The sequence below is a fragment of the Pseudomonas sp. 2hn genome (assembly GCF_019646095.1).
Taxonomy (GTDB): domain Bacteria; phylum Pseudomonadota; class Gammaproteobacteria; order Pseudomonadales; family Pseudomonadaceae; genus Aquipseudomonas; species Aquipseudomonas peradeniyensis.
Window position 1 is genome coordinate 1470918 of the sequence record NZ_CP081016.1, and the last position, 12424, is coordinate 1483341.

The 12424-nt window shown below is 65.5% G+C and carries 8 protein-coding genes; 3 read left to right on the plus strand and 5 right to left on the minus strand.

Annotated elements, in window-relative coordinates; all coding sequences use genetic code 11:
* Nucleotides 1-7 precede the first annotated feature (7 nt).
* Both hrpA and K2O50_RS06940 read left to right on the plus strand, forming a co-directional pair.
* Entirely contained in the window at nt 8-3913 is a 3906-nt protein-coding gene (hrpA, locus tag K2O50_RS06935) for an ATP-dependent RNA helicase HrpA (protein ID WP_050706805.1), read from the plus strand.
* A 233-nt stretch (nt 3914-4146) separates the two neighbouring features.
* On the plus strand, nt 4147-5268 hold the full coding sequence (locus tag K2O50_RS06940) for a beta-ketoacyl-ACP synthase III (RefSeq protein ID WP_050706804.1): 1122 nt from the start codon (nt 4147-4149) through the stop codon (nt 5266-5268).
* Nucleotides 5269-5460: 192 nt separating this feature from the next.
* Here the strand turns inward: K2O50_RS06940 and K2O50_RS06945 are convergent, their stop codons facing one another.
* Nucleotides 5461-6705 (minus strand): putative porin, encoded by a 1245-nt coding sequence (locus K2O50_RS06945; protein WP_050706803.1) that lies wholly within the window; start codon nt 6703-6705, stop codon nt 5461-5463.
* A 238-nt stretch (nt 6706-6943) separates the two neighbouring features.
* On the opposite strand from K2O50_RS06945, the gene K2O50_RS06950 reads away from it, so the two are divergent.
* Nucleotides 6944-8071 (plus strand): GNAT family N-acetyltransferase, encoded by a 1128-nt coding sequence (locus tag K2O50_RS06950; RefSeq protein ID WP_050706802.1) that lies wholly within the window; start codon nt 6944-6946, stop codon nt 8069-8071.
* Between the two features lie 155 nt (nt 8072-8226).
* Here K2O50_RS06950 and K2O50_RS06955 read toward each other — a convergent pair whose 3' ends face one another.
* The 4 genes from K2O50_RS06955 to K2O50_RS06970 are packed head-to-tail and all read right to left on the minus strand — an operon-like array spanning nt 8227 to nt 12411.
* Entirely contained in the window at nt 8227-10059 is a 1833-nt protein-coding gene (locus tag K2O50_RS06955) for an ABC transporter ATP-binding protein (RefSeq protein WP_050706801.1), read from the minus strand.
* A 51-nt stretch (nt 10060-10110) separates the two neighbouring features.
* Nucleotides 10111-10668: a peptidylprolyl isomerase gene (locus K2O50_RS06960; RefSeq protein WP_050706800.1), complete on the minus strand. Its 558-nt coding sequence runs from the start codon at nt 10666-10668 to the stop codon at nt 10111-10113.
* Nucleotides 10662-11474: an alpha/beta fold hydrolase gene (locus K2O50_RS06965; protein WP_050706799.1), complete on the minus strand. Its 813-nt coding sequence runs from the start codon at nt 11472-11474 to the stop codon at nt 10662-10664. Before K2O50_RS06965 ends, K2O50_RS06960 begins: the two co-directional genes overlap by 7 nt.
* Nucleotides 11475-11487: 13 nt before the next feature.
* On the minus strand, nt 11488-12411 hold the full coding sequence (locus tag K2O50_RS06970; RefSeq protein ID WP_028693074.1) for a LysR family transcriptional regulator: 924 nt from the start codon (nt 12409-12411) through the stop codon (nt 11488-11490).
* Nucleotides 12412-12424: the final 13 nt, after the last annotated feature.

Consider the following 12424-nt stretch of genomic DNA (forward strand, 5'->3'; position numbering starts at 1 on the left):
AAGCCCCATGACAGACCACGCCATCGACCAACTGCTGAAGAACCTCGACCACGCCATGATCGCCGACCGCCATCGGTTGCGCCGGCAATTGCACGAGCTGCGCAAGCGCCCCGACGAGGGCAAGCTCGCGCAGTGGGTGGAAAAGGTCCAGGCCTCCTGCGCCCAGGTCACCGCGCGCCAGCAGAGCGTGCCGAGCATTCGCTACGACGACAGCCTGCCGATCGCCGCCAAGCGCGACGAGATCAAGAAGGCCCTGGCCGAGCACCAGGTGCTGGTGATCGCCGGCGAGACCGGTTCCGGCAAGACCACCCAGCTGCCGAAGATCTGCCTGGAGCTGGGCCGCGGCAGCCATGGCCTGATCGCCCACACCCAGCCCCGGCGGATCGCCGCGCGCAGTGTCGCGGCGCGGGTTGCGGAAGAGCTGGGCACGCCGTTGGGGGCGCTGGTCGGCTACCAGGTGCGCTTCGAGGACCAGAGCGATTCGAACACCCTGGTCAAGCTGATGACCGACGGCATCCTGCTGGCCGAGACCCAGCACGACCGCTTCCTCGAGCGCTACGACACGATCATCGTCGACGAGGCCCATGAGCGCAGCCTGAACATCGACTTCCTGCTCGGCTATCTCAAGACCCTGCTGCACCGCCGCCCGGACCTGAAGCTGATCATCACCTCGGCGACCATCGACCTGGAGCGCTTCTCCAAGCACTTCGATGGCGCGCCGATCATCGAGGTGTCCGGGCGCACCTACCCGGTGGAAACCTGGTACCGGCCGCTGACCAGCGAGCACGACGAGGAGGGCAACCAGGTCGAGGAGGACCTTTCCGTCGACCAGGCGATCCTCGCCAGCCTCGACGAGATCGCCCAGCACGAACGCAGCCAGGGCAAGGGCCCGGGCGATGTGTTGGTGTTCCTGCCCGGCGAACGCGAGATTCGCGACGCCGCCGAGATCCTGCGCAAGGCGCAGCTGCGCCACACCGAGATCCTGCCGCTGTATGCGCGGCTGTCGCCGGCCGAGCAGCAGCGGATCTTCCAGTCCCACAGCGGCCGGCGCGTGGTGCTGGCGACCAACGTCGCCGAAACCTCGCTGACCGTGCCGGGCATCCGCTACGTGATCGACAGCGGCACCGCGCGCATCAGCCGCTACAGCTACCGCGCCAAGGTCCAGCGCCTGCCCATCGAGGCGGTGTCCCAGGCCAGCGCCAACCAGCGTAAAGGCCGCTGCGGCCGGGTCGAGCCGGGCATCTGCATCCGCCTCTACAGCGAGGACGATTTCAACGGCCGGCCGGCGTTCACCGACCCGGAGATCCTGCGCACCAACCTGGCCGCGGTGATCCTGCAGATGCTGCACCTGCGCCTGGGCGCGATCGACGCCTTCCCGTTCATCGAGCCGCCGGATGGCAAGGCCATCAGCGACGGCTTCAACCTGTTGCAGGAGCTATCGGCGGTCAACCGCGAGAACCAGCTGACGCCGCTGGGCCGCCAGCTGGCGCGCCTGCCGATCGATCCTCGTTTGGGCCGCATGCTGCTCGAAGGAGCCCGTCAGGGCAGCCTGCAGGAAGTGCTGATCGTCGCCAGCGCGCTGTCGGTGCAGGACCCGCGCGAGCGCCCGCCGGAGCGCCAGCAGGCCGCCGACCAGGCGCACGCGCAGTGGAAGGATGTCGATTCCGACTTCGCCGCGCTGGTCAACCTGTGGCGCGGTTTCGAGGAGCAGCGCCAGGCGCTGACCGCTAGCCCGCTGCGTAACTGGTGCCGCAAGAACTTCCTCAACTACCTGCGCCTGCGCGAGTGGCGCGACGCCCACCGCCAGCTGGCGCTGATCTGCCGCGACCTGCAGTTGACGGTCAACAAGGACGCCTGCGACTACCAGCCCCTGCACAAGGCGATTCTCAGCGGCCTGCTCAGCCAGATCGGCCAGAAGACCGAGGAGGGCGACTATCAGGGCGCGCGTCAGCGGCGTTTCTGGGTTCACCCGTCGTCTGGCATCGGTCGCAAGCGACCGCAGTGGGTGATGGCCGCGGAACTGGTGGAGACCACCAAGCTGTATGCGCGCATGGTGGCCAAGATCGAGCCGGACTGGATCGAGCCGCTGGCCACCCACCTGATCAAGAAGAACCACTTCGAACCGCACTGGGAGAAGAAGCGCGGCCAGGTGGTGGCCTACGAGCAGATCACCCTTTACGGGCTGATCCTGGTCGGTCGCAGGCCGGTGCATTTCGGCCCCATCGACCCGATCACTTCCCGCGAGCTGTTCATCCGCGACGGCCTGGTCGGTGGCGAGATCCAGTCGCGGGCCAAGTGCCTGGCGACCAACAAGCGCCTGCTCGAGCAGCTCGACGAGCTGGAAGCCAAGGCCCGTCGGCGCGATATTCTGGCCGACGAGGAGACGCTGTACGCCTTCTACGAGGCGCGCCTGCCCGAAGAGATCCACCAGACCGCGACCTTCGACAGCTGGTACCGGATGAACAGCCAGAAGGATCCGAACCTGCTGATCATGCGCGAAGAGGACGTGCTCGCCCGCGAGGCCAGCGAGGTCACCGCCGCGCAGTATCCGGACCACCTGCAGGTGGGCGAGCTGCGCCTGTCGCTGAGCTATCACTTCGAGCCGAACCATCCGCGTGACGGCGTGACCGTGCGGGTGCCGGCGCCGTTGTTGCCGAACCTGCCGGGCGAGCGCCTGGAATGGTTGGTGCCCGGCCTGCTGGAGGCCAAGTGCATCGCCCTGGTGCGCAACTTGCCCAAGGCCCTGCGCAAGAACTTCGTGCCGGTGCCCGACTTCGTCAAGGCGGCCCTGTCGCGCCTGGCGTTCGGCCAGGGGGCATTGCCGCAGGCCCTGGGCCAGGAGTTGCTGCGCATGACCGGGGCGCGGGTGTCGGACGAGGCCTGGGCGGAGGCGGCCGGGCTGGTGGAAGGCCATCTGCGCATGAACATCGAAGTGGTTGACGCCCAGGGCAAGTTCCTCGGCGAAGGCCGCGACCTCGCCGAGCTGACCGCCCGCTTCGCCGCCGCCAGCCAGGCGGCGCTGGCCCTGCCGCGTAGCGAGAAGGCCGAGCAGCCGGTACAGGCCAAGGCCTTCGCGCAGGTGGCGCAGACCGCCCAGCAGAAGATCGCCGGGCTGTCGATGACGGTCTACCCGGCGCTGGTCGAGGACAACGGCACGGTGCGCGAGGGACGCTTCTCGACCCAGGCCGAAGCCGAGTTCCAGCACCGTCGCGCCTTGCAGCGCCTGTTGCTGCAACAGCTGGCGGAACCGGCCAAGTTCCTGCGCGGCAAGCTGCCGGGGCTGACCGAGCTGGGGCTGCTGTACCGTGAACTGGGCCGGGTCGAGGCACTGGTCGAGGATATCCTCCTGGCCAGCCTCGACAGTTGTGTGCTGGAAGGCGAAGACCCACTGCCGCGCGATGGCGCGGGCCTGGCCTCGCTGGCCGAACGCAAGCGCGGCAACTGGACCGAGCACGCCGAACGCCTGGCCCGCCTGACCCTGGAGGTGCTGAAGCTGTGGCATGGCTTGCAGAAGCGCTTCAAGGGCAAGATCGACCTGAGCCAGGCGGTGGCGCTCAACGACATCAAGCAGCAGCTGGCCAACCTGGTGTACCCGGGCTTCGTGCGGGAAACGCCGGGGGCCTGGTTCAAGGAGTTGCCGCGTTATCTCAAGGCGATTGAACTGCGCCTGGAGAAGCTGGGTTCGCAGGTGCAGAAGGACCGGGTGTGGAGCGCCGAGCTGGCCAATTGCTGGGCGCAGTACCAGGCCCGCGCCGACAAGCATGCCCAGGAAGGCAAGCGCGATGAGCAGTTGACCCTGTACCGCTGGCTGCTGGAGGAATACCGGGTGTCGTTGTTTGCCCAGCAACTGGGGACGAAGGTGCCGGTTTCCGACAAGCGACTGAGCAAACAGTGGAGTCAGGTGGAAGCCTAAGCCCCCCGAGTTGTGGCAAACTTGGTGGAATTTGGGCCGCTTTGCGGCCCATTCGCGGGCGAGCCCGCTCCCACAGGATTATCGCCGGTTCTGAACATGGCGATGCCCTGTGGGAGCGGGTTTACCCGCGAACGAGGGCAAAGCCCTCGCCTACAAACTGGTACCAAGGTGCCAGTATCGACCTTTTTTCGGCCAGCGCCCGTTTGGCGATGGCCTCTGACAGAGGAACGACCGTGCACAACGTCGTGATCAGCGGCACCGGCCTGTACACCCCGGCCCAAAGCATTTCCAACGAAGAACTGGTGGAATCCTTCAACGCCTGGGCACAACGATTCAACCGTGACAACGCCGCCGCCATCGAGCGTGGCGAGGTCGAGGCGGCGCCGCTGTCCGACGCCGCCTTCATCGAGAAGGCTTCGGGCATCAAGAGCCGCTTCGTCATGGACAAGGCCGGTATTCTCGATCCGCAGCGCATGAAGCCGCGCCTGCCCGAGCGCGGCAACGACGAACAGTCGATCCTCTGCGAAATGGGCGTGGCTGCCGCCCGCCAGGCCCTGGAGCGTGCCGGTCGCAGCGCCGCCGATGTCGACGGCGTGATCGTCGCCTGTTCCAACCTGCAGCGCCCGTACCCGGCCATCGCCATCGAAGTGCAGCAGGCACTGGGCATCCAGGGCTTCGCCTTCGACATGAACGTGGCCTGCTCGTCGGCCACCTTCGGTATCCAGACCGCCGCCAACAGCGTGCAGCTGGGTCAGTCGCGCGCCGTGCTGGTAGTCAACCCGGAGATCTGCACCGGCCACCTGAACTTCCGTGACCGCGACAGCCACTTCATCTTTGGCGACGCCGCCACCGCGGTGCTGGTCGAGCGTGCCGACCTGGCCACCTCCGAACACCAGTTCGACATCGTCAGCACCAAGCTGCTGACGGCGTTCTCCAACAACATCCGCAACAACTTCGGCTTCCTCAACCGCGCCGCGGAAGAGGGCATCGGTGCCCGCGACAAGCTGTTCGTGCAGGAAGGCCGCAAGGTGTTCAAGGAAGTCTGCCCGATGGTCGCCGAGCTGATCGGCCAGCACCTGGCCGAGAACGATCTGCAGCCGTCGGACGTCAAGCGCTTCTGGCTGCACCAGGCCAACCTGAGCATGAACCACCTGATCGTCAAGAAGCTGCTGGGGCGTGAAGTGGCCGAGGAAGATGCGCCGGTGATTCTGGATCGCTATGCCAACACCAGTTCGGCGGGGTCGGTGATTGCCTTCCACCTGTATCAGGATGACCTGGCCAAGGGTTCGCTGGGGGTGCTGAGTTCGTTTGGTGCGGGGTATTCGATTGGTAGTGTGGTGCTGCGCAAGCGCTGATTTCCGGTTCGAGAATGCTGGGGCCGCTTTGCGACCCTTTCGCGGCACAAGGCCGCTCCTACAGGGGATCGCATTTCCCTGTAGGAGCGGCCTTGTGCCGCGAAAGGGCTGCAAAGCAGCCCCAGTTTTCTGACAGGCAAAAAAAGCGGGAAATGCCGGATGGGGTCAGCAATTCCCGCTTCAGCATAGCGCTTAGAACTTGGCTTCCAGGTCGACCTGCAGGGTGTCGACGTCGGCGTTGTTGTTCGGCAACTGCGACAGGTCGGTCTTGGCCATCAGGTAGGCCGCGCCCAGGGAGAAGTTCTTGTCGATCTCGTAGCCGACCTTGAACTTGTGACCACGCGAACCTGTGAAGCCTGCGCCGAAGTCGGAGTCGGTGAACAGGCTGACCACGGCGTTGCGCTGCACGTCGCGGTAGTTGTAGTCCAGGCTCCAGGCGCCCAGCTTGGTCTTGAGACCCGCCAGCCAGGCCTTGTCCTCGCCGTCGGTGCTGTCGGTGTTCTTGACGAACTGGCCATAGGCCGACAGCGGGATGGCGAAGCCGGTGAAGTCCACCTGGCCGAAGCCTTCGGCCAGGTTGAACTCGGTGGTGGTGTTGCCGAAGCTGCGCAGCACGGCCGACTTCTTGTCGTTGTCGAAGCCGTAGAGGCTGCCGCCGACGGTGACCTTGACGCTGTCAGCCAGGTTGAACTTGGTGCCCAATTGGCCGTGGTACAGCTGCGCGTCGTGCTTGAACTGCACGCCGTCGCCGTCGACGTTGTCCTTGAGGGTGTAGTGGCCGGCGCTGCCGAACACTTCGGCGCCGCCCAGGTTGGTCTTGTAGGTAACGGCCACGCCTTCCGGGTTGATGTCGCTGTCCCAGATGATGTCGCCCATGCTCACCCACGGCTGCAGCATCTTGCCGCCGATCAGGTGCAGGTTCGGCACGGCGGTCGGGTGCCAGTCGAGGTAAGCGAGGTCCACCCACAGCGATTTCTTGTCGAAGTAGTTGTCCAGGCTCTGGTTGGTCGAGCGGGCGTCCGAGCTGCTGCCGGTGGCCACGCGAATGCCGGCGTCGACCTGCGGGTTGATCTCGCTGTAGAAACCGACACGGGCGCGCACGCGCTCGCGGTCCTGGTTGCCGCTGCGGCTGTTGGGGTTGTCGACGTTGACGTCTTCGTAGCGCAGGCGCACGTCACCCTTGATCTGGGTCTTGGCGGCCCAAGCCACTTTTTGTTCGAAGGAGCTCAGGCGCTCGGACTGGGCTTTCTGGTCGGCCTTTTCCTTGGTTTCCTTTGCCAGGTCGCCCTGCAGTTCGGTGTACTGCGCCTGGTTGATCGAGCCGTTGGCGCGGAGTATTTCGAGCAGCTTGGCGTCGACAGCAGCACTGGCCGGAGTACTCAGAGCCAGCATCATGCCGGTGAGGCTCACCCCGGTAAGTGTAGAAACAAGACGCATAAGGTTCTCCCTGTTGGAAAAGTGGGGAGGCTCAAGCGCCCGCCCCCGAGTTGGCATGTCTTCGGAAAGGGCCTGACTAGACAGGTTCTGGGGTTCCGGAAAACAGGCGCAAGTATTGCGGGGGCGAATGACAGAATAATGTCTAAACAGTGGCACTGTTGTTAAGTAAAGCGGCCGTCATTTGAGTGTCACGGTCGACTTGGCAATACTGGCACTCTCTTTTCAGCGAGTTGGAAACGTGATCAGCCTTCACAGCCTTGCCCATCTGCGCGACCTGCCGGCGACCACCTGGGACGCGCTGGTGCCCGACGGTCAGCCGTTCCTGCGCCACGCCTTTCTCAGTGCCATGGAAGACAGTGGCAGCGTGGTACCCGACACCGGCTGGGCCGCCGAACACCTGGTGCTGGAGCGCGATGGCGAAGTGCGGGCGCTGCTGCCGGCGTACCGCAAGTGGCATTCGTTCGGCGAGTACGTGTTCGACCATGGCTGGGCCGATGCCTGCGAGCGCGCCGGCATCGCGTATTACCCCAAGCTGCTCGGCGCGGTGCCGTTCAGCCCGGTCACCGGGCCCCGCCTGCTGGCGTCCGCCCCTGCTGATGGCCTGCTGCTGTTGCAGGCGATTCCCGAGTACCTGGGCAAGGGTGGGCTGTCGGGGGCGCACATCAATTTCACCGACAGCGTGCTGGACGACGCCATTGCCGGCCAACCGGGCTGGCTGGAACGCCTGGGTTGCCAGTTCCACTGGCGCAACCGGGGTTACCGGGACTTCCAGGATTTTCTCGACACCCTCAGCTCACGCAAGCGCAAGCAGATGCGCAAGGAGCGCGAGCAGGTGGCGGGGCAGGGGATCGATTTCGCCTGGTACCGCGGTGATGAACTGAGGGAGGAGCAGTGGGACTTCGTCTACCGCTGCTATGCCAACACCTATGCCGTGCGCCGACGTGCGCCGTACCTGACTCGCGAGTTCTTCAGCCTGGTGGCCGAGCGCATGCCCGAGGCGATTCGCGTGGTGATTGCCCGGCAGCAAGGGCGCGAGGTGGCCATGGCCTTCAGCCTGGTGGGAGGCGACAGCCTGTATGGCCGCTACTGGGGTTGCCTGGACGAATTCGACCGCCTGCATTTCGAGACCTGTTTCTACCAGGGCATGGACTTCGCGATCGGCGAAGGCCTGCAGCGCTTCGATGCCGGTGCCCAGGGCGAGCACAAGCTGATTCGCGGGTTCGAGCCGGTGATCACGCGGTCGTGGCATTACCTGCTGCACCCGGGGTTGCGCCGGGCGGTCGCGGACTTCCTGAGCCAGGAGCGCGAAGGGGTGATGGCCTACGCCGAGGAGGCGCGGGGGATGTTGCCGTATCGTCAGGTTTGAAGTGCCTGGCCACACGCTATCCCTGTAGGAGCGGCCTTGTGCCGCGAAAGGGCCGCAAAGCGGCCCCAGGATTTCATCGTTGATGCAAAGATCGCCGGGGCCGCGTTGCGGCCCTTTCGCGGCACAAGGCCGCTCCTACAGGGGCCGCGCCTAACTCAATCGACGCCGACGAACCCCCCGGTCTGGTGATGCCACAACCGTGCATACAACCCGCGCTGTGCCAGCAGCTCGGCATGGCTGCCGCTTTCGACGATATGCCCCTTGTCCAGCACGATCAGCCGGTCCATGCGGGCGATGGTCGACAGGCGGTGGGCGATGGCGATCACCGTCTTGCCCTGCATCAACGTCTCCAGGCTCTCCTGGATCGCCGCCTCGACCTCCGAATCCAGCGCCGAGGTCGCTTCGTCCATGATCAGGATCGGCGCGTTCTTCAGCAGCACCCGGGCGATGGCGATGCGCTGGCGCTGGCCGCCGGAGAGCTTGACGCCGCGCTCGCCGACATGGGCGTCGAAGCCGGTGCGGCCCTGGGCATCGGACAGCTGCGGGATGAACTCGTCGGCGCGGGCCCGGCGCACTGCTTCCCAGACTTCCTCGTCACTGGCATCCGGCCGGCCGTACAGCAGGTTGTCGCGGATCGAGCGGTGCAGCAGCGAGGTGTCCTGGGTGATCATGCCGATCTGCGCGCGCAAGCTGGCCTGGTTGACCTCGGCGATGTCCTGGCCGTCGATGAGGATGCGCCCGCTGTCGATGTCGTACAGGCGCAGCAGCAGGTTGACCACAGTCGACTTGCCGGCGCCGGACGGGCCGATCAGGCCGATCTTCTCGCCGGGGCGGATGTCCAGGTTCAGGGCATCGATTACCTTGCCGCCCTTGCCATAGTGGAAGTCGACATGGTCGAAGCGCACCGCGCCGCGGCTGACCTTGAGCGCCGGGGCGTCGGGCCTGTCGCTGACGGTGACCGGCTGGGCGATGGTCTGCAGGCCGTCCTGGACCATGCCGATGTTCTCGAAGATGCCATTGACCACCCACATGATCCAGCCGGACATGTTGACGATGCGGATCACCAGGCCTGTGGCCAGGGCGATGGCACCGACGCTGATCAGCGACTGGCTCCACAGCCACAGGGCAAGGCCAGTGGTGGTGACCACCAGCAGCCCGTTCAGCGAGGTGATGACCACGTCCATGCTGGTGATCACCCGCGAGGCCAGCTGGGTCTTCTCGGTCTGCTCGCTGATCGCCTCGCGGGCGTACTGCTGCTCGTAGTCGGTGTGGGCGAACAGCTTGAGCGTGGCGATGTTGGTGTAGCCATCGACGATGCGTCCCATCAGCTTGGAGCGGGCGTCGGAGGAGATCACCGAGCGCTCCTTCACCCGTGGCACGAAGTAGTACAGCGCACCGATGTAGCAGACGATCCATACCAGCAGCGGCAGCATCAGCCGCCAGTCGGCCTCGGCGAACAGCACCAGCGCACTGATGGCGTAGATCAGTACGTGCCACAGCGCGTCCACCGCCTGCACCGCCGAATCGCGCAGGGAGTTGCCGGTCTGCATGATGCGCTGGGCGATGCGCCCGGCGAAGTCGCTCTGGAAGAAGTTCAGGCTCTGCTTGAGCACGTAGGTGTGGTTCTGCCAGCGGATCAGGCTGGTCATGCCCGGGCTGATGGTCTGGTGCACCAGCAGGTCGTGCAGGCCGAAGAACACCGGCCGCAGCACCAGCACCACCACCAGCATCCAGATCAGCTCGCCGCTGTGCTCGCTGAAGAAGTTGGCGTTGGGCGTGCCCTGGGCCAGGTCGATGATCCGGCTCAGGTAGCTGAACAGCGCCACCTCGATCAGCGAGGCGACCAGGCCGACGATCAGCAGGGCGAGGAAACTCGGCCACACCTGGCGCAGGTAATAGAGATAGAAGGGCCAGACCTTGCCGGGAGGCGCCTCGCTGGGCGCCTCGCGGAAGATATCGATCAACTGCTCGAAACGACGGTACAGCATGGGTGACGACACTCCTGTTCGACCCGACTCACGTCCCTGTGTGGCGCGGGATCAATCGATGCGTTTGGCCGACTTGATGTAGACCGGATCCGCCGGCACATCACGCATGCCTTTCTTGACGGTGGTCGGCGAGTTGACGATCTGGTCGACCACCTCCATGCCCTTGGTGACCTTGCCGAACACCGCGTAGCCACGGTCGCGGCCCGGATTGAGGAAGTCGTTGTCGGCGACATTGATGAAGAACTGGCTGGTGGCCGAGTTCGGGTCGGAGGTGCGGGCCATGGACAGGGTGCCGCGGGTATTCTGCAGGCCGTTGCTCGCTTCGTTGCGGATCGGGTCCTGGGTGCTCTTCTGCACCATCTGGTCGGTGAAACCGCCGCCCTGGACCATGAAGCCCGGGATCACGCGGTGGAAGATGGTGTTGTTGTAGAAGCCGCTGTCCACGTACTGGAGGAAATTCTTGGTACTGATCGGCGCTTTTTCTGCGTTCAGCTCGATCTCGATCTTGCCGAAGCTGGTGACCAGCTCAACGTGCGGGGTCTTGTCGGAGGCCATGACGCTGGTGGCGAAGGCGACCGAGCAGGCGGTGAGCAGAAGTTTTTTCAGCATGGGCTCAAAGATCCTTGAGAGGTGGAAGCGGCTGCGAGGAACTGCAGCACGGTACGGTTGAAGACTTCAGGTTGATCCAGGGGCGTAGCGTGCCGCGAATCGTCGATGACCGCCAGCCTGGCGTTGGGCATCAGGGCGACGTAACGCTCCTTCAGTTGTATCGGTGTGTAATCGTGGTCGGCGGCGATCACCAGGGTGGGACAGCGAATCTGGCCAATGCGTTCCTGCACGCCCCAGTCGACGATGGCGTCGAAGCTTTTCAAATAGGCACGTTTGTCATTGCGCGCCCAGCGCTCGGCCATCTTGCGCCGCAGTTCGGCCTGCTCCGGCTTGGGGAACAGCCGCGCGGCCAGGCCCTTGCCGACGGTCTCGACGCTGAGCAGGCGTGCCAGGCCCCAGCGCTTGAGCCACCAGATCCAGTCGCTGCGGGTGCGGCGCTTGACCTCGGGGGCGCTGTTGACGATGCACAGGCTGCGCAGCCAGTCGGGGTGGTCGACGGCAAACTGGAAACCGAGCATGCCGCCCATGGACAGGCCGACGAAGTGCACCGGGCCGGTGTCCAGATGGCGCAGCAGGGCCAATAGATCCTCGCTGAAGGTCTTTATCTGGTAGCCCTTGCGTGGCTTGGACGATTGCCCGTGGCCGCGGATGTCCATGAGGATCACCCGGTACTGGCGGCTGAGTTCGGGCACCTGCAGTTCCCAGTCCTGGCTGCTCGAACCCAGCCCGTGCAGCAGCACCAGGGGCTCGCCCTGGCCGTGTTCCTGGTAATGCAGCAGGCATCCGTCATGTTCGAAACAGGCCATGGGCGCGGTCCTCTCAGGCTTGCGGGGGGGCTGCGAAGGGCACGTCCAGCGGCGCGGTGTCGAAATTGCGCAGCAGTTCGATGAGGATCTGCGTGGCCGGGCCCAGGGTCTTTTCCTTGCTGGAGTAAAGGTAGAACAGTGGATGGCGGCTGCCACCCTGATCCAGCGGCAGGGGCTTGAGCACGCCTTCGCGCAGCTCGCGCTCGATCATGTGCCGGGGCAGCCAGGCGAAGCCCAGGCCGCTGCCGACGAAGGTCGCCGCGGTGCCCAGGCTGCCGACCGTCCAGCGCTGCTCGGCGCCGAGCCAGCCGACATCGCGCGGCTGGGCCCGGCCGGAGTCGCGGATCACCACCTGCAACTGGCTTTCCAGGTCCTGGAAGGTGATCTCGCGGCCCATGCGGTGCAGGGCGTGCTCGGGGTGGGCGACGGCGATGAACTCCACCGGGCTCAGCTCGGTGCCCAGGTAGCCGCCGATGTTGAAGCTGCTGATGGCAAGGTCGGCGATGCCTTCGTGCAGCACCTCCTCTACCCCGGACAGCACTTCTTCACGCAGGCGTACCCGGCAGCCGCGGCTCTGCGGCATGAAGGCGGCCAGGGCGCGCACCAGGCGGGCGCTGGGGTAGGCGGCGTCGACCACCAGGCGCACCTCGGCCTCCCAGCCTTGCTCCATGTGGTGAGCCAGGTCTTCCAGCTGGCTGGCCTGCTTGACCAGTTGCCGCGAACGGCGCAGCAGCACGCTGCCGGCCTCGGTCAGCACCGCCTTGCGCCCATCGATGCGCAGCAGCGGCACGCCCAGTTGCTCCTGCATCCGCGCCACGGTGTAGCTCACCGACGACTGCGAACGGTGCAGGGCCTCGGCGGCCTGGGCGAACCCGCCGTGGTCGACCACCGCCTGCAGGGTCCGCCACTGATCCAGGGTAACGCGCGGTGCTTTCATCCAGGGCTCCTGT

Excerpts from the sequence above, each read along its gene's own strand:
- K2O50_RS06955 (WP_050706801.1), bottom strand. The coding sequence starts at position 10,059 with ATGCTGTACCGTCGTTTCGAGCAGTTGATCGATATCTTCCGCGAGGCG.
- K2O50_RS06965 (WP_050706799.1), bottom strand. The coding sequence starts at position 11,474 with ATGGCCTGTTTCGAACATGACGGATGCCTGCTGCATTACCAGGAACAC.
- K2O50_RS06970 (WP_028693074.1), bottom strand. The coding sequence starts at position 12,411 with ATGAAAGCACCGCGCGTTACCCTGGATCAGTGGCGGACCCTGCAGGCG.
- K2O50_RS06945 (WP_050706803.1), bottom strand. The coding sequence starts at position 6,705 with ATGCGTCTTGTTTCTACACTTACCGGGGTGAGCCTCACCGGCATGATG.
- hrpA (WP_050706805.1), top strand. The coding sequence starts at position 8 with ATGACAGACCACGCCATCGACCAACTGCTGAAGAACCTCGACCACGCC.
- K2O50_RS06960 (WP_050706800.1), bottom strand. The coding sequence starts at position 10,668 with ATGCTGAAAAAACTTCTGCTCACCGCCTGCTCGGTCGCCTTCGCCACC.